Here is a 24805-nt window from a genome sequence, read left to right as displayed (position 1 = left end):
TACGAATAATCTCTCAATCTCTGATTCTGAGTATTCAAATTGGTAATCTATTTTTGCGATATAAAAACTTACCATCGCACAGACTCAAAAGCGGCATATGGTATCATTATCCACCGCTCGTCAGTCCAGGAAGCAGTCTGATAGCCGACCTCCGCTCAGAGTCGGTATACCCAGTTCGTCTGATACTTTTCGGAGTTACCGGGGTTGGGATATCCGCTTGCCCCGCCGGCAGCGACGCTCCCGCTCTGTTAACGGGGGGAGCTGAACGTGACTGAGTCATTTACTACGCCAAGGGTTCGTGAAGAAGGCTCTCCCGAGGAACACGGTGAGACGGCCGAAGAAGAGCAGAATGACCTGTCGGCCAAAACGTGTCCGGAGTGCAGTGGACGCATCGTCCACGACGAGGCACAAGCCGAAACCCACTGTCAAGACTGTGGTCGCGTAATCGAATCAGATCAGATTGACCGCGGACCTGAATGGCGTGCGTTCGATTCGCGCGAAAAGAATGACAAGTCGCGGGTCGGAGCCCCCCAAACCCAGCAATTACACGATGGCGGCCTGTCGACGGTTATCGACTGGCGAGACGAAGACGCGTATGGACGGTCGCTTTCGTCTCGTCAGCGAAAGAAAATGCGACGTCTCCGGAAATGGGACGAGCGGTTTCGGACGAAAAACAATCGGGAACGGAATCTAAAGCAGGCGCTGGGGGAGATCAACCGGATGGCCTCCGCGCTTGGATGTCCCGATCCGATCAGGGAAACGACGAGTGTGTTGTATCGGCAGGCACTGGAAAAGGACATACTCCGGGGTCGGTCGATCGAGGGAATGGCGACAGCATCCCTCTACGCCGGGTCGCGTCTGGAGAATGCACCCCGGACACTCGACGAAGTTGCTGCTGTGAGTCGTGTCGATAAACTCGAGATCGAGCGTGCCTATCGCTATCTGGCAGATGAGTTGAAGCTAGAAATGGCTCCGACGGATCCTGAAGCATACATTGCTCGGTTCGCTTCCGAGCTGGGGTGTCCGGATGAAACGGAACGTCGAAGTCGGGAACTGATTCAAGCCGCAGTCGAAGCGGGTGTTCACAGTGGGCGAAACCCTGTCGGGATTGCCTCAGCAGCGCTGTATGCGGCTGCCAAACTCACCCATCAGGACGTTATTCAGGACGATCTGGCCGAAATCGCGAACGTCAGCAAGGTCACGATTCGGAATCGGTACACAGAAATTCTCGAAGCGGCAGACGAGGTATCGAACGGGTGACCAGACCTAACCGGAAAGCAGTCCTCTTCTGTTCGTCATGTGGGCACGAAATCCCTATCGAAGGCGATTGGAACGTTCCTTCTGATAGTGTCCAGTACCGGATCGAATGCCCAAACTGTGGATTTCGACTATCCGCCTCTAGCTAGATGGATCATAGAAACAATCATAGACGGGGAGGCTTTTCACGATGGATTACGCTCTATCGGTATGCCCGAACGAAATGTCCTTGGCGAGGAACTTGCCACCTGTAGCACTGATCCAAGGACTGGTTTCACCCGCGGTGGCTGCTGTGGAACTCATCCCAACGATCGAGGCAGACACGAGCTTTGTGCGGTCATGACCGACGAATTTCTGTCGTTCAGTAAAGAACAGGGCAACGACCTTGTGACGCCGCGTCCGGAGTTGGAGTTTCCCGGGCTCGACCCGGGTGATCGCTGGTGTCTCTGTCTCGGACGGTGGATCGAGGCGCTTGAAGCCACGCAAGCCAAACGTCTCCCGGAGACGACCGTCCCACCCGTAGTTCTCAAAGCAACCAATGAGGCAGTGTTGGAGTCCGTGGATCTGGAGACGCTCGAAAGCCACTCCTACGACGCGTGAGCGTCCAACGGACATGAGATCGTGCGATTATACACGGTAACTTCGGCTGCTCCCGCTTCGGAGTTCCTCCTCACTGGTGTGATGACCGTTCTACGCCACCATGCCTCGTGAGTATTTGTAATTGGTGCAGGCTACTCTGGAGCGTATTCTTCGTGAATCCGATCCATGCGCGCCGCCATTACGAAGTCGGTCTTGTGCAGTCCGTCGATTTTGTGCGTCCACATTTCGACTCGCACCTCGCCCCATTGAAGCGAGATATCCGGGTGATGCCACTCTTGTTCAGCAAGTTCCCCGATCTCGTAGGTGAACTCAAGTGCATCGCGGAAATCTTCGAACGGATACTCCGCCTCAAGATGATGGTCATTAACGACTTCCCAGACATCATCGTCGATTTCAGTTAGGTACTCGGCGTACTCTGCCTCTGTGAGCGGTTCGTCCTCTGATGTACAGGCCTCACATGCTTCGTCGGCAAGTGATGATACCATGCCCATATGTTCGACGGGCCCGGTACTTGTGTGTTCGTTCTCCGGTCCCAATACGCTACAGAAGAGCGATCTCACCGGATATCTCAGAGCGTTCCAACCCTGCTGAGAACTCTTACCGGAGTCCGGATGAAAAACACTCGAACACGCTGTCGAAGCCACTCTCTGAATCAACAATGTGCTTTCCTCACCGAGGATGAATTCGAGCACCTGTGTGTCGGTGTCCGGCTGTTGGATTTCACTCATTGGGACTGCTCACCCGTTCGGTCGGTCTCACTGACGTTGCCCCCGTCGCTCACCGCTGGTGACTGACTGGTAGTGGTGGGTGCCTGTGCGTGGCTGCTCGTCGTTCCGACGTCGAATGCTTCTGTCTGACTGTTCAGTTCCTCTGCGAGGCTTGCCATCTCCTGAAGTGCGTCCGCTGCCTCTGACAGTGAGGCAGCCTGCTCTTCAGTCGCCGCAGACACGTTACTCGCTTCGGCGGCAGTCTGTTGACTCACGCTGGAAACTTCATCCACCATCGAGACGACTTCCTCCGAGGAAGCCGCCTGGTCGTCAGTCGCGTCACTGATCTCCCGGATACCGCCTTCGGCCTCCTGGACTGCGTTCGCAATATCGTCGAACATCTCGACCGACTCTTCGATCGTCTCGGCCCCGGATTCCACAGTCGCTCGCATGTCGTCTATTTCATCGACCGTCGAGTCAGTCGTTTCCTGGACATCTTCGATTCGCTCCTCGATGGTCGTCGTCGCGTCTGCGGCTTCCTCAGCAAGTCCTTTGATCTCGTTGGCGACCACACCGAACCCTTCGCCGGCTTCGCCGGCTCGTGCTGCCTCGATCGACGCGTTCAGCGCGAGCATATTCGTCTGCTCGGCAATCTCGGTGATCAGCTCCACCACCTCGCCGATTTCGTTCATCTTCGCATCGAGTTCTTGAACCTGCTCGGCGGCCCCGCCAGCCTGCGCTTTGATCGAGGCAAGTTCCTCAGACGCCTCAGCTGCTGACTCGCGGCCCGCTTCGCCGCGCTCGACGGCTGTCGAAGCGGTCGCGGCGACTTCTTCGGCTGAGGAGGCGATCTCTTCGACCGTGGCAGACATATCGTTCATTTCTCCAGCAACTTCCTGGAGACTCTCACTCTGGTCCTCCGCGCCGGCCGAAATCTCCTCGACAGAGGTCGCAATCTCGTCGCTTGCGGTTTCGGTCTCTTCGACACTGGCGGTGGTTTGCTCGCTCGACTCTGCAACGTCGTCTGCGATCTGCTGTACTGACGCGACGCTTGCGCTCAACTGGTCGATCCCCTCGTCCATATCGGCCAGAACAGACCCGTACGTGCCCGGATAGTCGGTGTCGAGAGCCTGGTCGAGGCGTCCTTCTTTTAGGTCCTCGCTCGCGGTGGCGATTTCGTCGAAGCTGCCCGAGAGCGCCCCCATGCCGTCGTCGAAGGCGGTGAGAATCTCGCCATAGTTACCGGCGCGGTTGATATCGATGTCCTGATCGAGGGACCCGTTTTTGAGGTTCTGGCTGGCGGTACGGATCTCCTCGAAGCCGCCGACCATCTCGGTGGCACCGTTATCGAGGTTGGTCATGATCTCACCGTAGGTGCCGGGGAAGTCGGTCTGGCGGTCGCGGGTCTGGAGGGCGTCGTCACCGGTGGAGAGGTTGGTGCTGAAGGTGTCGATTTCATCGAACACATTTCGGAGATTGGCCTGCATTTCCTGGAAGGCATCGCTCATGCGGCCGAGTTCGTCGTCTTCGAGGTGGTCTTCGACTTCGGCGGTAAGGTCGCCCTCACTCATGGCCTGTGAGGCCGCGGAGAGTTGTTTGATAGGGGCGGTAATGCGGCTGGCGACGAACAAGCCGATGACGATGGCCAAAATAAAGGCACCGATGGTAAGCCCGAGTATCTCCAGTTGTGCGGTCTGTGTCGTGCTATCGGCGATCTCGACTTGGGATTCCAGGTCTGCTTGTGCCGATTGCTCGATGGCGTGTGCGTCCTCTTCCATTTGGGTACGGAGAGAGTCCATTTCGTCGGCTTTCTGTGCAGCGAGTTCAGTCTCACCCGCGGCTCTCGCGTCGAAAAATTCAGTTCCGAGCGTGTTGTACTCCTCGTGTTGGGATTGGAGGGTCGAGAACTGCTCTTCTTGCTGTGGGCTCAACTCCGCCTCTTCGAGGTGCTGTGCCTCTTCGTTGAATAGTTGAGTGGACTCCTCGAATTGTTGCTGTGCGTTTTCCTCACCGAGTTGGGCAGCCTGTATCGCACCCTGTTGCTGTTCGATGGCAACGATCATCTCTGCGGACGCGTCCATCTTCAGCCCATCTTCTGCAATGATGTGTGCCTCTTCGTCAACGGTGGCAACCGAGGTGTATCCGATCGCACCGGTCACGGCGACCAGCGCGGCAATGATCACGAACGCGATGATTAGTTTCGGGCGCAGGTCGAACCGGTCGAGTTTTATCCGATCCAGCATGATATTTGACTCACGAGGTATCTGCATAATTGTCCACGCTGGATATCTGGATGAGTATCAGCAGTGAGAATTGCTGGACAATATCCCCGACTATATCCGGCCGATCTTACAGTTGTTCGAGCATGCCTTCGAAGAGTTTCCGTTGAGCGTTCCGGAGGTGCTGTGAGACTGTTGTTTGGGTCAGCGAGAGAGCGTCCGCAACTTCTGTCGCCGTACTTTTGCGAGGGGACTCGAAGTAGCCGCCATGCAAGCAGGCCCGGAGGGTTTGTCGCTGTCGGTCCGTGAGTTCCTCCCGAAAGATGTCTGCCAATATATGGTCCGTTGTCTGTCGGACCGAGTCCGCCGACCGTTCACGTTCAGTTTTTGACGCTAAGGCGGTCTCCGGAAACGAGTCCGTGATTCGGCCAACCAGTGAGTCGATATCTTTGCCAACCGGTATCTCACAAACGACCTCGGCCCGACCGTCAGTGACCGTGTCCTTCGTGACTACCGCCCCCAAGGTAACAAGCGTGGACATCAGCGACTGGCTGGATAGTTTCAGTTCGACCTCCCCGCCAGGTGGGTCCTCTCTGCGTCGGATCGGTCGCACCTCTCTGGCGACGTCCCTGTCCTTGACGAATTCGATGAACTCATCCAGCGGAGCATCGCGGATAGACACGTAGTGTGTGAATGTCTCTTCAGATGTCGGAATCGATTCGGTAATCTCGATGGTACACCCGAGACTCTCCGATGCACGAATGAAGGACGACTGTGAATCTTCGCTCCGAAAGGTGAGTTCGGAAATAGTGTCGGTGTAGAGTTGCTTCTCGACGAAAAAGTCGTGAATCAACCGACCCAATCGGTCTCCGACTGTCTGCAATAGTGTCTGCTCGCGGTTGCCGAACGGGGGTGTGCGAGTCGTGTATACCCCCATTAGCCCGTACGTCTGGTCTTTGTAAGCCAACGGGACAATAGCACACCCTGAAAATCCGTGCCCAAGAGTGTCTTCTCGCCACATTTCGCATTCCGAATCGGGGTCACTATTGGTAACGAACTGTACCGCTCCGGTCTCAGCGGCCACTCGTGGGAGGCTCTGTTCCCCCGCAGGTTCCATCGGCGGAAACTCCCACTCGTCAATGTTCTCTTCCGGATCGCTTCGGATGTGTGGATCGAGTACCGAAGTATCAGTAGTGTATTTGGCGCTCCATGCGACGTCGTATGCTCGGGTGGCAGTTAGAAAGTCACAGACCGTCTTTTCAGCTTCTTTCCGCGTCGAGGCGCGGTTGAGAACTTCGATGATCGGCTGATACGTGTCGAAGAGCCATTCAAGGCGCTTTTGAGTCGTTTCTTGGGGTTGCAGCGTGTAATCCGGTTCGAGATCTGTGCCCATATCAGTTCGATCGACGGAGTCCGGGAGTTCGTCGAAGACGGTCCAGTACCGCTTCAGGTCACGTTCGTAGGCCTGCTGTTCGGTGCTGTCCCGGATATAGCCACGGACCACGCTACCGGCATCACTCTCGGAGACGCGTTCACCGTTGGCAGTGAGCCAGCGCTGCCGGCCATCGGGTGTGGTGAAACGCACGTCAATCTCGTACGGTTCGCCCGCTTCGAGACACGTGTCCAAACGGTCGGCAAGCAGGTCTCGGTCCTCAGGATGGACAGGGTCGAGCGCCGCTTCGAGTGTGAGGCCCTCGTCCGGATCGAGTCCGTAGAGCCCGCGTGTTCCGTCCGTTATCGTGAGTGTGTCAGTCTCCGAATCGTACTCCCACGCGCCGGCGTCGGCCAACTCCTCCATGTTCGCCATGAGGTCGTGGGTCCGTGCCAGTTCCCGCTCGCGCTCTTTGCGGTCAGTAATATCGCGGAGTGTGCCGACCGACCCGTTGAACTTGTCGCCTTCGTAGGGGAGAACGCCCATATGATCCTCGCAGACAATCGGGTCGCCGTCGCGGGGGTTGATCGTCACTTCGAACGTGACAGTGTCCGGGCCGTCACTCGATAGCAACCGTCCCAACTGTTGTTCTGCCCGTTCGACGGCCTCCTGGTCTTTGATGAGCGAGGGCAGGCTCCCGAGAATCGTTTCCCGGCCGTAGCCGACCAACTCCACGAACTCGTCGTTGACGTAGGTGAACCGCCCATCTTCGTCGAGCACGTACACCGCGTCGGTGAGCACATCGATGATTGTCCCATATTCTTCGAGTTCCTGCTGGCGTTGGCGCTGTTCGGTGATTTCCCGGAATTCGACGACCAGTTGCTGGATTTCGTCGTCCGATGAAATGGGGGCGACCTCGCATTCCCGGATCACTTCTCTCATCGGAAGGTCAAGCGTGACCGTGTACGCGACGGGTTCCCGTCGCTTGATGCATGTGCGGTATGCACTAACCACCTTCGTTCCGTTCTCCGACCCAAGCGCCTGGTGTGGGGTGTTGCCGACAATTTCGGCCTTGTCTCGACCGATGAGTTCGATTGCCTGCGGGTTACACTGCTGGTAGCGGAACCCGTCGTCTTCGACCTGCACGAGAAGGAGGGCGTTCTGTGCGTTCTCGAAGATGGCGGTGTACTCTTTCCGCGTTTCGCGGAGTCTTTTTTCTGACCAGTACTGCGTGACGGCGTTTTTAGCGCGGTTAGCAAGAAACTCGTACTGCTTTGACCCGGACCGTTTTTGAATGTAATCGGTCGCACCTGTCCTAAGGGCATCACTGGCGACTTCCTCGCTGCCCTTGCCAGTAAACAGAATAAAGGGAAGGTCGGGATACTCCTCACGGACAGCCTGCAAGAATTCGATGCCATCCATGCCGGGCATGTTGTAATCCGAGACGACGCAATCAGGCGGGCGATCGTTGATCCTTTCCAGCCCCTCGTCGGCACTGGTCGCTGTCTCGACGATGAACCGGTCGTCCTCGCGTTCGAGAACCGTCCCGGTCAGATCCGCGAAATCGGGTTCATCATCGACGTGGAGAATTCGAATCTGTTGGTGAGCTGTGACAGACATTACGTATCTTCTCGTGACGACCGTCAAAACGGTTGTGTAACGGTCTCAAGATTTGAATCACCGCGCGATGCTGTGCGTGCTCGTGCCAGTGATATTCGTCGTATCGCAGTAACCATCTGTCACACAGACCGTCAAATTGCACGGGGATTAAACGGATTCTTTGAGACAGCGTGCCGAATTCCCGGCGAATCCATCGTTGGATAAAGCCTGACTTGGAATGCCACTCATTACAACTGAGCAGTTAGCCAATTTTTGGAACGCCAACCTAATTTTGTAAGCCTCAACTGGAACTCCTCTTAGTGCTACTGATGTCACCGAAGTCACGTCTCGCCTGATAGGCACGGCGGCGTCAAGAGACGAGTCGGGTCGCTCGCAGACGGGTTCTACGTCGAGGACGACGGGCCGGGCTCCCTGTAGACGAGCGTGGCCGCGTATTTGAGGCGGACTGCTCGAAGAAAGCCGAAGGGGATGGATTCGGGCTAGCGAGCGTTTGCCACCTGGCCATAGCCCACGGATGGGACATCACCGTGACCGAGGGTTCAGATGGTGGCGCGCGATTCGAACTCACGGATATTGAAATCGAGTGACGCGTGAACAGACTGTTCAGTCACAGTATGTTTTCGATCAGGATGTCATAACACAGTATCATCCCTGTGTGTCGAGCGGTATCTTCGGGGTTCGTGTGACCGTTACAGCCTACGTGCTTCTGTGATCACAGTTAACAAATCTCTATACCTCATCATCAAGCCACCACAGACGCGAATCTCGGTGTGGACCGACTCGTCACGTCACTCCTCCTCGGTGTCCTCCAAGTCATCGAGCCATTCTGATAGCACCGCAGACACCGCGGTGAACGCATCTTTCCGCCCTTGGCGGTAGTCATTGCGTGAATGATGCGGCTCACCTGTCTGTAGGACGGGATAGTCGTTGATGAGTCGTTGGACTGCTCGCAGGGTGTGCGAGTCAAGTTCCTCCGGATCGATGATTTCGTCGTCCTCGTTGGTCATGAATCGATTATAACAGGGAGAATTTAGGAAACCCGGGGTGACGAACCGAGATTTAACTCCGAACGAGGAGTGTGTCGAACCATCGAGACCACACCCCTCGGTCAAAGTCGAGAACTTAGGAAACCCGGGGGGAGAGGTTATCCTATCACATGTCGAATGCGTCGCGCCGCAATTTTCGGCGATCGGACTTTGATCGAACGTCGTAGTGTCGTTCCATGGTTTTCTGAGAGGTATCCACCCTTGAACTCAGCAAAGCCGGGTCTGTCTTGTCGTCGAGCCACGCGGTGATTGACGACCGGCGCACGTCGTGAGGTGACACGGACATGTCGCACTTCCCCGACCCCGAGCACTCGCAACCCCAATCGATGCCCCCACAATCAGTCAGCGAGTACACTCTCTCCCTGATAGAAGATCGTGCGATGCGTCCATGCTTTGTCGACACCAGAGGTTCACGGCCATCATCGGTTGAGCCCGGGCGACGATCATCAATCCACGCCTGGATGACGTCACACACCCACCCGTGCAAATTCACCTCTCTTTCCGACCCGACCTGGTTCTTGAGCGGGGTCCCCTCTTCAGGACGGTGAACGACGTCCACCCACTGGCCCTGTACGTGCACGTCACCCACGTCGAGTGCGCGGAGACCGCCGATCCTGAATGAGCACGTCCAGAGTAGCGATAGGATGACGTGGTCGACTGAAGCGTATGCATACCGCTCCAGCTCATCAAGGATGGATGCGAGTCGGTCCGGGTCGATTGTTGAGTCACGCGCCTGGCCGGAGCGAGTTGGGAGCACTATCGATTCAGGGACGGATTCGGCGATCCACTGCATTCGGTGACAGAACCGGAGGAACAACCTGAGAACACCGAGTTGGTTGTACATCGTATTCGAGTTAATCGACTCCGAACGATACCGGCGGAACTTGGATAGGTCGATCGGGTCGATGTCATCAAGATTGTCAACACCGTCGGCACCCCGAGCCCACAGTCGAAACTGTTTCAGTTGGTAGCGGTGATTCTGTATCGAACTGGCTGAGAGTTCGCTTCGGCGTTCTTCGAGGTATGCGTCTATCGCTTCTCCGATTGTGATGTGAGTCATGCTTGCGGTCTCCGTGCCCGGGAGCGCAAGCGCAGATGGTGATCTCAACGCGATTCGCAGTCGCCTTCACCAGACTCGGAAGCCCGCCCGCGCAGCGAAGCGAGCAGGCAGGTACCGAGCAAGTCGGCGGTGAGCCGTGGAGCGACGAGCGCAGCGAGGAGCGAACGGCGAGCCTCATTAGAGTTGACTGTCGAGCGTCAGCGAGACATGTCAACTCTAATGTAGGTTCAAATCCGCCCCAACCCATTCGCTTCCCTGCCGATAGTGAAGGAATGGAGCAGGACGGCGTTCCCGCCGGTGAGCCCGACTCTCGGACGGTAGAAACTACCACTAATATTTTTAATACTTCTATCGAATCGGGTCGTGTGGTGAGACGTGTCATGTCAACACAATCCATACGTACGAAGTTTCTCGGAACCGAGACGTCGTTCTCGGTCTCGGGAGCGTGGTTGTCGTATTGGATCCTGCTGCTCCGGCTGACCGCCGGGTGGTGGATGCTCCACGCCGGTCTGGACAAGATCTGGGCGTGGCCCTTCGACGCCAGCTGGTTCGTCGGAGGGGCCGCCCAGGGCACCATCCTCGCACCCTTCGTCACGCCGTTCAGCGACGGCATCCTGTTGTCGTTCGTCAACGTGGCGGTCCCACTCGGACAGACCGCCATCGGTCTCGGGATAATACTCGGTGTCCTCACGAGGACCGCCGCCTTCTTCGGTGCGTTCCTGATGCTGTTTTTCTACTTCATCAACGGCTACGGCGGCGGCTGGGCTCACGGCATGGTCACGGGCGAACTACTCGGGATCATGGTCTTCGGGACCATCGTGGCTCTTGGAGCTGGCGGTATCCTGGCAGTCGACAACCGGCTGCGAGAGATGGGACCGTTCGAAAACACGCGCTTACGGAAACTCCTCGGGTGACTAGCAATGAGTGACCTAACGACGGCAGACGAAATCGCCATGTACGTCGGCGGCGGACTGGTCGTCCTGGGCGTCGTCGTGATCGGCCTGCTCGACATGCTGCTGGGAGCCGGGCACCCGGTCGATAGCGAGGGGGCAATCGAACACGCTGCAGTGGTTCCCATCGACATCAGGGCGGGCATTATCCTGCTCGGCCTGGTGGTCTGGGGACTCGTCGCCGTTTACAAGTTCGCCACAGGGTCGGCGCCGTCCGGAGCGACTGCGGGTCGAGCGGCGTCCGGCATGGACGACTAGCCCGACATCTCGGTCAGTTACGCCTCCGACTCCGCTTCGCGATTCTCGTTCCCCTCGTCGACGTCCTCCGTGGCCACGTGTCCGTCCTTGACCGCCCTGGCCTGCTGTTCGAGTTCCTCGACGTCCATCTCGGCGGCCTCGTCGATCTGGCCGAGGATCTCCTCGATGTCGTCGAGGCCGATGAGTTCGCGGGTTTCGTCGTCGAACTCCAGCGAATCGAGGGCCGCGGAATCCTGCACGTCGCTGCCCGTGAGTTGCTTGCCGTAGCGACCGACGAGCGACGTGAGTTCCTGCGGGAGGACGAACGTCGTCGACTCGCCCTGCCCGATGCGTTCGAGCGTCTCCATCCCCTTGTCGATGACTGCGCGTTCGCCCATCGACTCGGCGGATTTCGCTCGCAACACCGTCGAGATGGCGTCGCCCTGTGCCTCGAGGATCTGGCTCTGCTTCTCCCCTTGGGCCCTGATGACGTTCGACTGCTTCTCGCCCTGTGCGCTCTCGACGGCGCTCCGGCGTTCGCCCTGCGCTTCGAGGATCGTCGCCCGGCGGCGACGCTCCGCACCCGTCTGCTGTTCCATGGCGCGCTGGACCTCCTCACTGGGATTGACCTCGCGGACCTCGACCGACTCCACGCGGATCCCCCAGTCGTCGGTCGGTTCGTCGAGTTCCTTGCGGATGCGCGCGTTGATCTCTTGGCGTTTGTTCAGCGTGTCGTCGAGTTCTAGGTCGCCGATCACCGCCCGGAGGGTGGTCTGGGCGAGGTTCGACACGGCCGTCTTGTAGTCGTCGACCTCGAGGAACGCCTTCTTCGCGTCCATCACGCGGAGATAGACGACGGCGTCGGCGGTCACGGGCGAGTTGTCCCGCGTGATCGCCTCCTGTCGGGGAACGTCCATCGTCTGGGTCCGCATGTCGAACCGGAACGTCCGCGAGACGAACGGCGGGACGAAGTTGATCCCCGGTTCGAGCAGGCCGCGGTACTCGCCGAACACCGTCAGCGCCTCCTTGTCGTACGCGTCGACGAACCGCACCATCTGCGAGACCGTTACGACCGCGAGCACGAGTACCAGCAGGCCGACGATCCCAAGGAAGGGCACGGAGAACTGTAGCGCGAGCCAGTGAGGCATGTACCGCGAGTACGGGGCGGGGGTCCATCAAGTGGGCGTGTTTTCACCGCCCACCGCAGTTGTGGTTATCCGGGAGACACGGGAGACGGATCGCGGGTCGACGGCGACTGGTGTCGATCGGATCACGGCGGTCGTGTCACCCGCGCCGACCCCTCGATCGAGTCCGAGTACCCGTTTCGGGGTCCAGTAGACGACGTTCCGGACGTCCTCGGGGTCGACGCCGAGGCGAAGGAGGTTGAACGTCATCCGGCGCATCGTCAGCGCCGCGTCGTCGGCGTACAGTCCCGCGAGGAGGTCGGAGTCGATCACGATCCGATCCGTGGTCGTCGATCACGCCCGCGATGTCCTCGGGCGTGTTCGACTCGCCGTGTCGGACCAGCGAGAAACTCAGGTAACAGCCCGTCTCCTCGAGGAGTTCGTCGGCGCCCTCGGTGCGCGCGCCGAAGTGGAGGCCGACGGCGAGGGTGACGTCGAAGAAGTGGTTGCGCGAAACCTCGGCCGTGCGCTGGATCGACCGGTCCCGGAGGAACCGCCAGTCGTCGGCTTCGATCGGTCGGTACGGTGCCTGGAAGTACGACGCCGCGGTCATGACGACGGCGTGGGCGCCGCTTACGTCCATCTTCTCGTGTTGCTCCCACCCCCGCGTGCCGGTGTGCTGGTGGATGTCGATCCACGGGATGTCCGTCGCCCCCGGTGGGAAGGCGCGCGAGATGCCGCCCGCCTCGTCCCTAATCGCCGCGGTCGGACGGCGCGTCGGATAGCCTGAATCCATGATCGAGAGGGGAGGAAGGTGGGCATAAACGTCCCGCCGAGCGTCGTGGACTGGAACGTGCGGGTCGTGAGTCGTGTTCGGAAGTGTGGTAGACCTAGGCACGGGACAGTCGTTTTCGGGGGGGAACCGACTGAGTGGACCGGAATAGTCGGCACGGCGACTTGCGGTGAAGAACGTGGCCGTTGGGACGCCGACCGCCAGTGTTGTCCCTACTACCGGCCGCTTCAAGTCGCGAAACCCCGAGACCCCGTGGGATCGACGACCGACCTCAGCCGGGTGCTACTCCACCGTCTCACTTCGTGTGCAGTAGGGAGGCGTCGGAGACGTTGGCGCCGGTGAGGTCGGCGTTAGAGACATCGGCCGCGGGGCAGCGGGCGTTCGTGAGGTCGGCATCGGACAGGTCCGCACCGACCAGTTTCGCCTTCGTGAGACTCGCGTTTGAGAGATCGACCTCGGTGAGGTCGGCCTCGCGGAGGACGGCACAGTTGAGATCGGCGTCCGAGAGGTCTGCCCCGACCAGGTTGGCCTCACGGAGGCTGGCACGGGTGAGAATCGCCTCCGAGAGGTCTGCACCGGCGAGGTCGGCCCCGGCGAGGAGCGCTCTGGAGAGATCGGCCCCGGCGAGATCCGCGTCCGGACGGATGTCGGCAGGTGAGACATCGTCATCGTTTGGGATATCGAAGTCGGAATCACTCATACGGAAGCGTGAGTGTTGGGCGAGATATATTTCTACCGTCGTCTCGTTTCGTCCTGGCCTGTCGCTTTGTCCGAGGTCCGGACACTCCGTGGTGAGTGAACCGTCGGCTCTCACACTACCACGAGGACGAGAGTCGACTACCCGCCCACGCCGCTCTGGAACCCCCGACCGTCATCGCGTGGGCGTAGTCCGACTCCGAGAGGACGCCGACGACCGATCCGTTCTCTTCGACCAGCGCGGTCACCGTCCCCGCCCCGTTCAACAGCGACAGGGTGTCGAAGGCGTCGGCCGTCGAGTCGACTCGGGGAACCTCCCGCATGACCGACGAGACGCGGGTCGTCCCGTGATCCCCACCCCGCGCCGTCTTCAGATCGTCCAGCGTGACGACGCCGACGACATCGCCCCCGTCGCCCGTGACGAAGTGGACGGTGTTCCGGTCCCGGAGCATCCGGTCGCCGAACTCGTCGAGTGTCGCGTCGGCGGTGCTCGTCGCCGTCGCCCTTCGAACACCGCCGTCGGTCGCGGTCGCGTCGACGCTTGTCGGGGCCACGCTCCACTGTCGGATGGACCGGTACGGCGCCGGCCTCGAACTCCGTCCGTGGGAGAGCATCTCCGAGCGGGCGGTGTACGACCACGTCAAGGGGCGGTGGCGCGCCCCGAAGCGGTGGATCAGGTACGACGGCGCCCCCGGGGACGTCGCGGTCGTCGTCATCGTCGGCGTGGCGCTACTCGTGGTGCTCTCCCGACCGGTCCGGTGGATCGTCGCCGTCACGCTCACGGTGGGCTGTGTGTACGGACTCCTCCGTCGACGGTTGGCCACCTTCGCGCCGGAGGTCGTCGGGAGGATGCCCGACCGGGTCGAGGCCCGCGCGCCCGAGCGGTACCGTCGGTAGCGGGACGTTCAGGCCGCCCGCGTCCACAAGTCGTAGCCGACGCCGACCGCCAGCAACGCGGCCGGGAGCGACATGAGAACGCCACCGGCCGGCCCGGGGTCGACGTCGAGTGCGATGGTCACGGCCACGAGAAGGACGGGGACGGTCACCCCACCGGCGAGCGCGGTCCCGAGTCGGCGGCGGCCCGCACGGAGGTAGCCGATCCCCCACGCGAGGAGGCCGGGACCGGCGAGTACGACCCCGACGAGTCCGAGCAGGACGGCGAACAGGACGTTCAGCGTGGCGGTTGGGTCGCCACCGGCCCCGTCTCCGTTCGAGGCGAGTAGCACCGTCGCGAACGTACCGACCGCCGCGCCGACCACCGCCACGACAGCGAACCAGCGCTGCCAGCGCTCCATCCACTCCCGGTCGCGGTGGAAGAGCGCGACCAGTCCCGCGAGCGTCAGGAGCGCCGCGGCGATAGACACGGCGGGAACGATCGTCCGCTCGATCCACAAGGGACTGTAGGTGGGCGGGTCGAAGACGTAGGAGTCGGTGGGAACCGTCCCGAACCAACGTGTGGGGATCGACGCGACGACGACACAGAGGCCGCCGAGGACGGTCGCCCCCCCGACGAACCGACGGCCGGGCGTCCACACGGTCACCCACCCCCGAACGCCGCGACGGTTCCGAGGCGGTCCGCGACCACGACGGCCCCGTCCAAGACCGCCGGCGGGAGCGCCCGCTCCGAGTTCGCGAACCCCCACATTGCCTCGCCGAACCGCCGCGTGAACGCGACGAGGCGGGCGGGTGGGCCGCCCTCGAGGCCGCCGCCGGACTGAAGCGCGAGGGCGTGCCCGTCGGCGGCGGCGGCGACGGCCCCCTCGCCGACGTACGAACACCACCGCGGCTCGGGCGGGCCGTCGTCGGTGCGGTCGAAGGCGAAGGTGGCGTCGCCGGCCTCGGCGGGCCGTTCGACGGCGTACACCGTCTCGTCGGTGACGACCGGCGCGGTGAAGGCGCGTCCGGACCCGCGGTCGGCGGTCCAGCGCTCCGTCCCGTCGGCGAGGTCGAGGGCGACGAGGCCCTCGTACGTGCCGAGGTAGACGACGCCGTCGGCGACGACGGGGTGTGACTGGGACTGGACCGGCGAGTCCCACAGACGGTCGCCGGTCGCCGCGTCGACGGCGGTCACCCCGTCGCCGGCGGCGACGACGGTGCCCTCGGCGGCCGCAAGTGGCGGTTCGCTCACCTCGCCGGTAGCGGCCGACCAGCGCTCGCTCCCCTCGGGAGTCAGGGCGACGACGCCGTCGCCGGTGGGGAGGACCGGTCCGGCGTCCACGAGCGCCGGCGGGCCCGTTGCCGACACCGCGTACCGCCAGTCGACCGCGCCGTCGTCGGGCGCGAGAGCGAGGAGCCCGTCCGTCGTCGCCGCGAAGACGGCGGCGTCGCCGACGACTGGAGCCGCGAGTTCGCGGCCCTCACCGATCGGGCGGCCAACGTCCGTGTTCCGCCAGCGGGTCGATCCGTCGCGCAGGGAGAGGGCGACGACTCCCGTTCCCGTCGTGAGATACACCCGACCGTCGGCGACGGTGGGGGGACTCGTCCCGGCGTCGAGCCCCTCGATATCCGGCGTCGGGAGTCTCGTCCGCCAGCGGAGCGACGGCGAGTCGGTCGGCGTCCGGTGGGGTCGCGCGTGGCCGGTGTTGCCGGCGTCGAATCGGGGCGTCGGCCACGACCCACCGGGAAGGCGGTCGAACCCGGAGCCGACGTCGCCGGTGTCGACCACGGTGTCCGGCTGCGGCGAGTCGGAGTCCGGACACGACGACGAACAGCCGGCCAGCCCGAGGGCAACCCCGGTCGACAGCGTACCGAGGAACGTTCTGCGATCGATGGAGGGCATTGACATCGGACGGAGATTGTGACACTGACACGAAAACTTTCCCGTTTCTGCGTCGTGGGTCGCGACGGCCGCAAACGGTTATACGTCCACGCGTGCTACGCGAGAGTATGACAGACACGCTGGTCAGCGACGTCATGACCACGCCGATGCTCACGCTGGACGCGGAGACGACGGTCGACGAGGCCGCACGGGGGATGGCGGAGGCCGGCATCAAGTCGGTCGTCGTCGTCGGAGAGGCCTGTCGTCCGGAGGGTATCTTCACCTCGACGGACGCTCTCCGAGTCGCTGCCGACGGCCACGCACCGGCCGACGCCACCGTCGGGGAGTACATGACGACCGACGTGGAGACGGTGACACCGGACGAACCGCTCCCTGTCGTCGCTCGGCGGATGGTCGAGAGCGACATCAGCCACCTCCCCGTGACCGACGCGGACGGCGACGGCGTCGGCATCCTGACGACGACGGACCTGGCCGAGGCGCTCTCGGCGACGGACACCCCCATCCAGTCCGGGTGACGTCGGGCCCCGATCGGGCGTGACCGCCGCGCCGGACGGGACAACGCTTACCCGTCAGTGTGCTGAGACTCCGGTATGGCGATAGATATCGAACGCACCCTGGCGTACCCGACCGCCTCGGACGACTGGATCAAGACCCTCCTCATCGGCGGCGCACTGACGCTGCTTTCGGTCCTCGTCATCCCCATCTTCCCCCTGTACGGCTACCTCGTTCGCGTCCTGCGGGCGGGGATGGACGAGGCCGAGGAGCCACCCGCCTTCGACGACTGGGGGAACCTCTTCGTCGAGGGCATCGCAGCGTTCGTCATTCTGCTCGTCTACCAGTTGATCCCGTTCGTCGTCGCGTTCGTGACCATCGGGGGATCGGTCGCCGCCATCGGGACGGGATCGGAAGTCGGCGCGGGCGTCGGGGTCGTCGGACTGCTCGGGGGACTGGCGCTCTGGGCGCTGTTCGCGCTCGCGTTCGGCTATCTGACGCTGATCGCACTCGCGAACTACGCCCACGTCGGTGGGTTCGGTGCCGCGTTCGACCTCGACGTACTCCGATCGGTCGCGCTCGACGAGGCCTACGCGGTCCCGTGGCTCTACGGGATGGGCGTCCTGATCGGCGCGACGGTCGTTTCGGGGATCCTGGGACTCGTCCCCGTCCTGGGGGCCATCGCCGGCGTGTTCGTCACCTTCTACGGGCAGGTCGTCGCCGCCTGGCTCTGGGGGAAGGGGTTCGGGGACGCGACGGGGATCGGTGGCGGGGCGGACGGCCCCGACGCGGGGACCGACCTCGGCCTCGCCGCCGACGAGTCGTCGTGGGACTGACCGCGAGCGACCACCAACCACAACGCTGAAGCGCGGTCCCGACCGCATGCGAGTATGTCCACGGTCGCCGACCGCCTCGGCACCGATCCGGAACGGCTCTGGGTCGGGACGGTCTTCGGACTCCTCGCCGCCCTGATCGGCGGGTCGCTCGCATTCCCACGAACCGTCTACGACGGCTTCGTCTGGCACTACTTCTGGGGGCCGGTGCAGGCCGACGCCAACGCCGCCGTCTGTGCCGTCCGCGAGGGTGGGACGACCCGCTACCTCTTCGACACCGCGGCGTGTTCCGCGGCGGCCGAACCCGTCGCCTACCCCGGCTACACGCTCGTCTCCGAGGTTGGCTACGTCGTCGTCCTACTGATCGCGCTCGTCGGCCTCGTCTTCCTGCTCAAGCGACTGGACGTCGGCACCGATCCCGGTCTGTTCTACGCCCTGATTCCGTTCGTCTTCTTCGGCGGCGCGCTCCGCGTCGTCGAGGACGCGACCGACACGGGCGGGGCCGACGCGCTGCTCACCTACCCGCTGAACACGCTCATCATCAGCCCCGTCATCTACTTCACCGTCTTCGCGGTGACGCTCGTGGCGCTGCTCGCGAGCGTGGCACTCGACCGTCAGGGCGTCGTCGACCGGTACACGCGTCCCCTCGTCGGGAGCGGTATCGCGGTGCTCGCCGCGACCCTCGCCGTCCTCGTCTGGACGGCGCTCGCCCCGGAGCGGCCGGGCACCTTCCACCCGCAGGTGTTGGCCGTGATCCTCGTGGGTGCGACGGCGTCGACGGCGGTCACGTGGTGGCTGATCGAGCGGTTCGCCCCCGAAGTCAACGCGGGGACCGGCACGCTCGGCGCCGTCGTCATCTGGGGTCACTCCATCGACGGCGTCGCCAACGTCGTCGGCCTGGACTGGATGGTCGCGCTGGGCGCGGGGCCGAACCTCGTCCCCAAACACCCGGTCAACCGCGCCATCGTCGAGATAACCGCCGCTTCACTCCCCGCCTCCGCGCTAGCGGTCGTCGGCGATACGTGGCCGTTCCTGCTCGTGAAACTCGTCGCCGCGACGGGCGTCGTCTGGCTGTTCGACGACCGGATCTTCGAGGAGAGCCCCCAGTACACGGTGTTGCTCCTCGTCGCCATCCTCGCGGTTGGACTGGGTCCCGGCACGCGGGACATGCTCCGCGCGACCTTTGGCGTCTAAGGGTAGGGGTGGAAGGGGCGGTCGAGACGGGGCTCGTACCCGAGCTCCCGCGGCACCGTCTCCGCCCGGGCGCCGAAGTACGACTCCCCGACGAACAGCGGCTGTGCGGCCGGCGAGAGAACGCGGACGGTCTCGAAGCCGAGGTCGGCGACGTCGGTCGTCGTGACCCGTGCGGCGTAGGCCGACAGCCCCGCGTCCACGACCCGCGAGACGACGGCGTCGAGTTCCGCCTCGCCCGTCGGGGCCGTCTCGGGGCCGACGCTCGCGACCGGGACGCCGTCGTCGGGCGCCGTCAGGTCCCGCGCTTCCGGCGGGAAGTCGGCGTAGCGGGCGATCGCACCCTCCTCGTCGGCCGCGTCTTCGGGCCCCATCGCCCGGAGCTCCATCCAGTTCTGGAGTGCCTCCGCGAGCGCGGACCGGGCCGCCGCCGTCGCGTCGAGGTCGGCCCCCGATCCGACGGCGAAGCGGGGCCACGCGCCGTCGCGGTGGACGGCGACGGCGACGACGGGAACGTCCACGTCGACAGTGACGAGGACGGGCGAGACCGACAGACTCTCGGCGCGAGCGCGGGCGACGAGCGCTTCGAACCCCTCGTCGTCGACGGTCAGGCCGAGGGGTTCGTACGTCGAGTACCACGAGAGCATCGCGGCGTCGCGCTCGACCACCTCGTAGAGTCCCGAGAGCAACGCCTCGACGCCGCCGTTGCCGAGGCCGAGGCCGGTGGTGATCGGCGGCCGGTAGCGCGCCTCGGGCGGCGGATAGTGGACGAGTTCGGCGGGCAGGGAGACGTCGTCGCCGGTCGCGAGGTCCTCGCCGGGCACCCACGCGGTCACCCCCTCGGGCGACCGGTCGTCGGGGCGGACGAACGCCTCGTGGGGGACGGCGCGTTCGCCCGCCTCGGCGTCGAACTCGGTCGCGCGGTAGACGCCCGCACAGTAGCGTTCGAGCCCCTCGCCCAGCGCCTTCACGAACGCGCGGTCCCAGTCGGCGTCGACGCCTGCGGCGAAGGATCCGGCCCGCGCGTCGCTGTAGACGGTCGTGTCGGCGGTCACCGCCATGTAGTACGGCGCGGGGAAGGACTCCCGCTCGCCGACCCCGGTGAGGAGGCCCAGGCGGTCGTCGACGGCACGCTCCGCGCGGTCGAGGGCGTCGTCGAGGCTCGGCGCTCGATGTGTCCGCCGGAGGTCGCGGTCGCGGTCGGCGGGCCGGGGGACCGCGAGGAGTCGCCGCTCCTCGCCGGGCACCTCGACGACCGTCCCGGCCAGATCCGCCCCGGAGAGCAGTGAGACGGCGCGGTGGCCGGCCACCGCACCGGCGAGGCGGACGGCGCTACGACGCCCCGTCGGGGACTCACCGTCGTCGCCGTCACCGTCGGTGCCCACGCCCTCGACGGCGGAGTCGACGCGGTCCCGCAGGTCACGGTACTCCACGCCGTCGGAAAAGACGGTGACGGCGGCGTCGAGATCCGATCGGACGTGCCCGCCGAGGCCGCCGATCTCGACGGCCAGCCACCGTGTCGCCGCGTCGTCCGCCACCGCGAACGCCTGCGCGCCGGCCGGCGCGATCACGACTCCGAGCGGATGCGAGCCGAGGTCGGCCGGCGTCGTGGCTGTCGTCGTGGCGTCCGTGTCCTCGAAAGCGGCGCGGACCGACTCGGCGGCCGGCCCGCTCCCCGCGATACCGATATCCATGCGACGGTCGAGACGCTCCGCGATCAAAAACCGTCGGTCGTCAGGCCGAGTGGTTGAGCGTCACCGCGGCGAGTTCGGCCGCAGACGCCTCGTCGAACCGGTCGTCGTCGAGTTTCAGACGGAGTCGCGGGCGTCCCACGTCGATGGGTACCTTCTCGGTCGTGATGAGGCCCTCCTCTTCGAGGGCGGTCTTGGTCCGCGAGAAGGTCGCCTTGCTCGCGATGCCCACGTCCTCTCCCCACTTGCTGATGTCGTACAGCAACACGTCGTTGTGTGCTGCGACGAGGAGCGTGAGCGTCACCTCGTCGAACTCGCCGTTGGCCTCGCGGGCCGACTCGACGGCGTCGAGGGCATCGTCGAAGTCGGCGCGGGTCTTCCGGCCGATCTCGGCACCGAGCGTCTCCCGGACCCGCGACAGGGGTGGCGTCCGGAGGTCGAACGACGACGCCACCTCCCACTTGCTGTCGTACGTCTCGGCGACCGCCGAGACGAACGTCTCGTCGTCGTCGCCGAGGGCGGCGACGCGGTCGCCGACCGACACCAGCGACCACACGGCGCCGTCGGTGACGAGGAGGCTCCCGCCGTCGCCCGCCGTCCCCGTCCGCACCGAGAGGACGCCCGATTCGATCAGGTCGGCCGCGTTGCTCGCCACGACGAAGTCGTCCATCACCTTCTTCAACGGCGCTTCGCCGGCCAACACGCGAACCGTCGGGGGCGTCTCGGCCGTCGCCGCGACGACGGTGAGTGCTTCGACGGCCTCCGCGGTCGGATCGACGAGCAACAGGTCGTCCGCCGACCCGAACACCGCCTCCAGCACCACCTCGAAGGTTCCCCCGTGCAGATTCGACCCGGCAACCATGGTCGAGAATCCGACTATTCGTATTTAATTTTAACGCCATCGACGGTTCGTAACAGAGTTTGTTTTTCGTATTTCGTCTCGAATTATTCGTTCCGGGCGGGGAGCGTGGCGTGGAGAGACAGGTTTATGCCTCGCTTGCGCCGCGGACGTGTATGGACTACAGCCACGTTCGGGCCACCGATCCGGCGGTGGCCGACGCCATCGCCGACGAGACGGACCGCCAACGGGAGACCCTTTCGATGATCGCCTCGGAGAACCACGCCAGTAAAGCCGTGGTCGAGGCACAGGGGAGCGTCCTGACCAACAAGTACGCCGAGGGCTACCCCGGCGAGCGTTACTACGCGGGGTGTGAGTTCGCCGACGTCGTCGAGGACCTCGCCGTCGAACGCGCCCGGGACCTGTGGGGGGCCGAACACGTCAACGTCCAGCCACACAGCGGGTCGCAGGCGAACATGGCCGTCTACTTCGCCGTCCTCGATCCGGGCGACCGCATCCTCTCGCTCGAACTCGAACACGGCGGGCACCTCAGCCACGGCCACCCGGCGAACTTCGCCGGCCAACTCTTCGACGTGGAACACTACCGCGTCGACCCCGAGACAGGCTACCTCGACTACGAGGGACTGGCCGCCACCGCCGACGAGTTCGACCCCGACGCCATCGTCTCCGGCTTTTCGGCCTACCCGCGACGGGTCGACTGGGAGCGCATCGACGCCGTCGCCGACGCCGTCGACGCCTACCACGTCGCCGACATCGCTCACATCACCGGCCTCGTGGCCGCAGGTGTCCACCCCTCGCCCGTCGGCGTCGCCGACTTCGTCACCGGATCGACGCACAAGACCATCCGCGCCGGTCGCGGCGGGATCGTCATGTGCGGCGAGGAGCACGCCGACGCCGTCGATAACGCGGTGTTCCCCGGTGTTCAAGGCGGCCCGCTGATGCACAACGTCGCGGGCAAGGCCGTCGGCTTCCGCGAGGCGCTCGATCCCTCGTTCACCGAGTACGCCGAGGGGGTCGTCGAGAACGCCCGCACGCTGGCCGAGACGCTCGCCGACCACGGCCTCTCGGTCGTCTCGGGTGGCACCGACACCCACATCGTCCTGGTCGACCTGCGGGACTCCCACCCCGACCTCTCGGGCGGCGACGCGGAGGCGGCACTGGAGCGGACGGGCATCGTCCTCAACGGCAACACGGTCCCCGGCGAGACACGCTCCCCGTTCGACCCCAGCGGGATACGGGCCGGAACGGCCGCGCTCACCACGCGAGGCTTCGACGCGAACGATATGGAGACTGTCGGCGACCTGATCGCGCGCGTCCTCGACGCGCCCGAGGACGCGGCCGTCCGCGACGAGGTGAGCGAGGCCGTCGACGAGTTGTGTGCCGCCCACCCGCTGTACGAGTAGCGGATCGCGTCACCGGCCGCCGGCGTCCGAGCGGTCCCGCCGTCCCGACATCGAAGCGACGCTCCCCGCGGACGCCCCTCTGCAGTGGTTCGAGACGTGCCTGCCGTCGCCCACCCGAATTGATATCGCGATATTCGGTTTATTGCCGTGCTGGGAACCAGTATCTTCAACTGGACCGGCCGCCGAGACGGAGGCATGAGCCTGGAGATGGACCACGACTGTCCGGAGTGTTCGAACGACACATTCTGGCGGATTGCGAGCACGACGCTCCACCTTGGCGAGAAGACGAAGTGGGTGTGTACCGACTGCGACTACGGGCTAATCCAAATCAACGGCATCGACAGTTCGGAACACGACGGCGCGTCCTAGTTACTCGATCCGTTCGCGATACTCGTCGGCCGACAGGAGCGCGTCGAACTCGCTCTCCGAACTCGGTTCGACTTCGAACATCCACCCCTCGCCGTACGGGTCCTCGTTGACCAGTTCCGGCGCGTCGATCAGGTCCTCGTTGACGTCGACGACGGTCCCCGAGAGCGGCGAGACGAGGTCCGAGACGGCCTTGATGCTCTCGACGACGCCGAACTCGGCACCCTTGGTCACGTCCTCGCCCACCTCGGGAAGTTCGACGAACACCACGTCCCCCAGTTCGTCTTGGGCGAAGTCGGTGATGCCGACCCGGACGCGGTCGCCGTCGGTCGTCGTCCACTCGTGCGATTCCAGATACCGTCGATCGGTGGGTACGTCGAAACTCATGTGTCGATGAATGGTGGTGTGACTACGTTTGCCTGCTTCGGTTCGCCCCGGACGACGACCCGAACGCGGGTCCCCGGGGGTGCTGCTTCGTTCGCGAGATAGCCCAGGCCGATGGGTTCACCGAGCGTGGGACTCATCGTCCCGCTGGTGAGATGGCCCAGGTGTTCGCCGTCGGCGTCGACGACCTCGTAGCCGGCGCGTGGAATCCCGCGTTCGAGCAACTGGATCCCGCGGAACCGTTCGTCGACGCCCTCCGAATCGACGCCCTCGAGGGCGTCCCGGCCCACGAACTCCCGGTCGAGGTCGACCGTCCAGCCGACCCCCGCTTCGTACGGCGTTCGGGGCTCGTCGTCGGGGTCGAAGTCCTGGCCCGAGAGCAGAAAGCCCATCTCCAGGCGTAGGGTGTCCCGCGCCCCGAGTCCGCAGGGCTGGCAGTCGAACGCCGACCACACCGCCTCCGCGTCGTCCCACGGGCAGAGGAACTCGAAGCCGTCCTCGCCGGTGTACCCCGTTCGACTGACGAACGAGCGGACGCCGGCCACCTCGAGGTACGCCGCCCCGAAGCGGTCCACGTCGCGGGTCGCCCCGTCGCTGGCGTCGGCGGCGAGAGCCGGAGCGTCCGGTCCCTGGACCGCCAGCATCGCCCACTCCTCGGTGGTGTTTTCGACCGTCGCGTCGAGGCCCCACTCGTCCCGGTAGTCGACCCACCGGTCGTACATCTGGGCGTCGTGGCCGGCGTTCGGCACGAACAGGTACTGGGCCCCACTGTCGTCGGGGAGTCGGAACACCATCGTGTCGTCGAGGATGATACCATCCTCGTCGGTGATGCACGCGTACTGGGTGTCCCCCGGGTCGAGTTCGGTCACGTCGTTGGTCGTCAACCGACCCATCAGCGTCGTCGCGTCGGGCCCCGACACCTCGATCTCGCCCATGTGGGAGACGTCGAAGATGCCGGCGGCCTCGCGGACGGCCGCGTGTTCGGTCCGGATGGAGTCGAACTCGACCGGCATCTCCCACCCGCCGAACTCGGTGAACGAGGCACGACCGTCGTGAACCGCATGCAGCGGTGGCTTCCGTAGGCCCATACCGGACACACGACGCCGCCCGACCTAATGTTTGGGTC

Annotated in this window: 25 protein-coding genes; 10 read left to right on the top strand and 15 right to left on the bottom strand. The window is 63.8% G+C overall.

Annotated elements, in window-relative coordinates; all coding sequences use genetic code 11:
• Nucleotides 1-267: 267 nt before the first annotated feature.
• Complete coding sequence (locus tag NBT81_RS12285) at nucleotides 268-1260, top strand: transcription initiation factor IIB (RefSeq protein ID WP_338738935.1); 993 nt, start codon at nucleotides 268-270, stop codon at nucleotides 1258-1260.
• Between the two features lie 207 nt (nucleotides 1261-1467).
• Nucleotides 1468-1857: a DUF2237 domain-containing protein gene (locus tag NBT81_RS12280; RefSeq protein ID WP_338738933.1), complete on the top strand. Its 390-nt coding sequence runs from the start codon at nucleotides 1468-1470 to the stop codon at nucleotides 1855-1857.
• Between the two features lie 131 nt (nucleotides 1858-1988).
• Here NBT81_RS12280 and NBT81_RS12275 read toward each other — a convergent pair whose 3' ends face one another.
• From NBT81_RS12275 to NBT81_RS12255, 5 genes are all read right to left on the bottom strand, one after another.
• Nucleotides 1989-2342 carry a 4a-hydroxytetrahydrobiopterin dehydratase gene (locus tag NBT81_RS12275; RefSeq protein ID WP_338742557.1) on the bottom strand — a complete coding sequence of 118 codons (354 nt, stop codon included), beginning with the start codon at nucleotides 2340-2342 and terminating at the stop codon, nucleotides 1989-1991.
• Between the two features lie 239 nt (nucleotides 2343-2581).
• Nucleotides 2582-4807 carry a HAMP domain-containing methyl-accepting chemotaxis protein gene (locus NBT81_RS12270; RefSeq protein ID WP_338738931.1) on the bottom strand — a complete coding sequence of 742 codons (2226 nt, stop codon included), beginning with the start codon at nucleotides 4805-4807 and terminating at the stop codon, nucleotides 2582-2584.
• A gap of 106 nt (nucleotides 4808-4913) precedes the next feature.
• The gene (locus NBT81_RS12265; RefSeq protein ID WP_338738929.1) at nucleotides 4914-7775 is read right to left on the bottom strand and encodes a PAS domain S-box protein; all 2862 of its coding nucleotides are present in this window, start codon (nucleotides 7773-7775) and stop codon (nucleotides 4914-4916) included.
• A 788-nt stretch (nucleotides 7776-8563) separates the two neighbouring features.
• Nucleotides 8564-8782: a hypothetical protein gene (locus NBT81_RS12260; RefSeq protein WP_338738926.1), complete on the bottom strand. Its 219-nt coding sequence runs from the start codon at nucleotides 8780-8782 to the stop codon at nucleotides 8564-8566.
• A 145-nt stretch (nucleotides 8783-8927) separates the two neighbouring features.
• On the bottom strand, nucleotides 8928-9881 hold the full coding sequence (locus NBT81_RS12255; protein WP_338738924.1) for a site-specific integrase: 954 nt from the start codon (nucleotides 9879-9881) through the stop codon (nucleotides 8928-8930).
• Nucleotides 9882-10261: 380 nt separating this feature from the next.
• Between NBT81_RS12255 and NBT81_RS12250 the strand changes: the two genes are divergently transcribed.
• Together NBT81_RS12250 and NBT81_RS12245 are read left to right on the top strand one after the other, a co-directional pair.
• Entirely contained in the window at nucleotides 10262-10795 is a 534-nt protein-coding gene (locus tag NBT81_RS12250; protein WP_338738922.1) for a DoxX family protein, read from the top strand.
• Nucleotides 10796-10801: 6 nt separating this feature from the next.
• Nucleotides 10802-11089: a hypothetical protein gene (locus tag NBT81_RS12245; RefSeq protein ID WP_338738920.1), complete on the top strand. Its 288-nt coding sequence runs from the start codon at nucleotides 10802-10804 to the stop codon at nucleotides 11087-11089.
• Between the two features lie 17 nt (nucleotides 11090-11106).
• Here the strand turns inward: NBT81_RS12245 and NBT81_RS12240 are convergent, their stop codons facing one another.
• From NBT81_RS12240 to NBT81_RS12225, 4 genes are all read right to left on the bottom strand, one after another.
• Nucleotides 11107-12216 carry an SPFH domain-containing protein gene (locus NBT81_RS12240; protein ID WP_338738918.1) on the bottom strand — a complete coding sequence of 370 codons (1110 nt, stop codon included), beginning with the start codon at nucleotides 12214-12216 and terminating at the stop codon, nucleotides 11107-11109.
• A gap of 136 nt (nucleotides 12217-12352) precedes the next feature.
• Nucleotides 12353-12988, bottom strand: a complete 636-nt coding sequence (locus NBT81_RS12235; RefSeq protein WP_338738916.1) for a hypothetical protein — start codon at nucleotides 12986-12988, stop codon at nucleotides 12353-12355.
• Between the two features lie 292 nt (nucleotides 12989-13280).
• Nucleotides 13281-13685, bottom strand: coding sequence for a pentapeptide repeat-containing protein (locus NBT81_RS12230; protein ID WP_338738914.1), 405 nt, complete (start codon nucleotides 13683-13685; stop codon nucleotides 13281-13283).
• A 115-nt stretch (nucleotides 13686-13800) separates the two neighbouring features.
• Nucleotides 13801-14235, bottom strand: a complete 435-nt coding sequence (locus tag NBT81_RS12225) for a CBS domain-containing protein (RefSeq protein WP_338738912.1) — start codon at nucleotides 14233-14235, stop codon at nucleotides 13801-13803.
• Between the two features lie 13 nt (nucleotides 14236-14248).
• On the opposite strand from NBT81_RS12225, the gene NBT81_RS12220 reads away from it, so the two are divergent.
• Nucleotides 14249-14578, top strand: coding sequence for a hypothetical protein (locus tag NBT81_RS12220; protein WP_338738910.1), 330 nt, complete (start codon nucleotides 14249-14251; stop codon nucleotides 14576-14578).
• A gap of 8 nt (nucleotides 14579-14586) precedes the next feature.
• Here the strand turns inward: NBT81_RS12220 and NBT81_RS12215 are convergent, their stop codons facing one another.
• Together NBT81_RS12215 and NBT81_RS12210 are read right to left on the bottom strand one after the other, a co-directional pair.
• Nucleotides 14587-15216 (bottom strand): hypothetical protein, encoded by a 630-nt coding sequence (locus NBT81_RS12215; RefSeq protein WP_338738908.1) that lies wholly within the window; start codon nucleotides 15214-15216, stop codon nucleotides 14587-14589.
• A gap of 2 nt (nucleotides 15217-15218) precedes the next feature.
• Nucleotides 15219-16466: a PQQ-binding-like beta-propeller repeat protein gene (locus tag NBT81_RS12210; RefSeq protein ID WP_338738906.1), complete on the bottom strand. Its 1248-nt coding sequence runs from the start codon at nucleotides 16464-16466 to the stop codon at nucleotides 15219-15221.
• Nucleotides 16467-16567: 101 nt separating this feature from the next.
• On the opposite strand from NBT81_RS12210, the gene NBT81_RS12205 reads away from it, so the two are divergent.
• From NBT81_RS12205 to NBT81_RS12195, 3 genes are all read left to right on the top strand, one after another.
• Nucleotides 16568-16975 (top strand): CBS domain-containing protein, encoded by a 408-nt coding sequence (locus NBT81_RS12205; protein ID WP_338738904.1) that lies wholly within the window; start codon nucleotides 16568-16570, stop codon nucleotides 16973-16975.
• 75 nt (nucleotides 16976-17050) lie between these two features.
• Nucleotides 17051-17788, top strand: a complete 738-nt coding sequence (locus NBT81_RS12200) for a DUF4013 domain-containing protein (RefSeq protein WP_338738903.1) — start codon at nucleotides 17051-17053, stop codon at nucleotides 17786-17788.
• A gap of 54 nt (nucleotides 17789-17842) precedes the next feature.
• Nucleotides 17843-18979 carry a DUF63 family protein gene (locus NBT81_RS12195; RefSeq protein WP_338738901.1) on the top strand — a complete coding sequence of 379 codons (1137 nt, stop codon included), beginning with the start codon at nucleotides 17843-17845 and terminating at the stop codon, nucleotides 18977-18979.
• On the opposite strand, the gene NBT81_RS12190 is transcribed toward NBT81_RS12195, so the two are convergent.
• Complete coding sequence (locus NBT81_RS12190; protein WP_338738899.1) at nucleotides 18976-20670, bottom strand: YcaO-like family protein; 1695 nt, start codon at nucleotides 20668-20670, stop codon at nucleotides 18976-18978. The genes NBT81_RS12195 and NBT81_RS12190 overlap by 4 nt on opposite strands.
• Before the next feature lie 40 nt (nucleotides 20671-20710).
• Nucleotides 20711-21529: a transcriptional regulator TbsP gene (gene tbsP, locus NBT81_RS12185; protein WP_338738897.1), complete on the bottom strand. Its 819-nt coding sequence runs from the start codon at nucleotides 21527-21529 to the stop codon at nucleotides 20711-20713.
• 152 nt (nucleotides 21530-21681) lie between these two features.
• Here tbsP and glyA point away from each other — a divergent pair, with 152 nt between their 5' ends.
• Together glyA and NBT81_RS12175 are read left to right on the top strand one after the other, a co-directional pair.
• Entirely contained in the window at nucleotides 21682-22929 is a 1248-nt protein-coding gene (glyA, locus tag NBT81_RS12180; RefSeq protein ID WP_338738895.1) for a serine hydroxymethyltransferase, read from the top strand.
• A 195-nt stretch (nucleotides 22930-23124) separates the two neighbouring features.
• Entirely contained in the window at nucleotides 23125-23298 is a 174-nt protein-coding gene (locus tag NBT81_RS12175) for a hypothetical protein (RefSeq protein WP_338738893.1), read from the top strand.
• Here the strand turns inward: NBT81_RS12175 and gcvH are convergent, their stop codons facing one another.
• Together gcvH and gcvT are read right to left on the bottom strand one after the other, a co-directional pair.
• Nucleotides 23299-23682, bottom strand: coding sequence for a glycine cleavage system protein GcvH (gene gcvH / locus NBT81_RS12170; protein ID WP_338738891.1), 384 nt, complete (start codon nucleotides 23680-23682; stop codon nucleotides 23299-23301).
• A complete protein-coding gene (gene gcvT / locus NBT81_RS12165; protein ID WP_338738889.1) occupies nucleotides 23679-24767 on the bottom strand; it encodes a glycine cleavage system aminomethyltransferase GcvT in 1089 nt (362 codons plus the stop codon). Before gcvT ends, gcvH begins: the two co-directional genes overlap by 4 nt.
• Nucleotides 24768-24805: the final 38 nt, after the last annotated feature.

Source organism: Haloplanus sp. CK5-1 (assembly GCF_037201915.1).
GTDB classification, from domain to species: Archaea; Halobacteriota; Halobacteria; order Halobacteriales; family Haloferacaceae; genus Haloplanus; species Haloplanus salilacus.
This window is presented reverse-complemented; position numbering and strand designations above follow the sequence as displayed.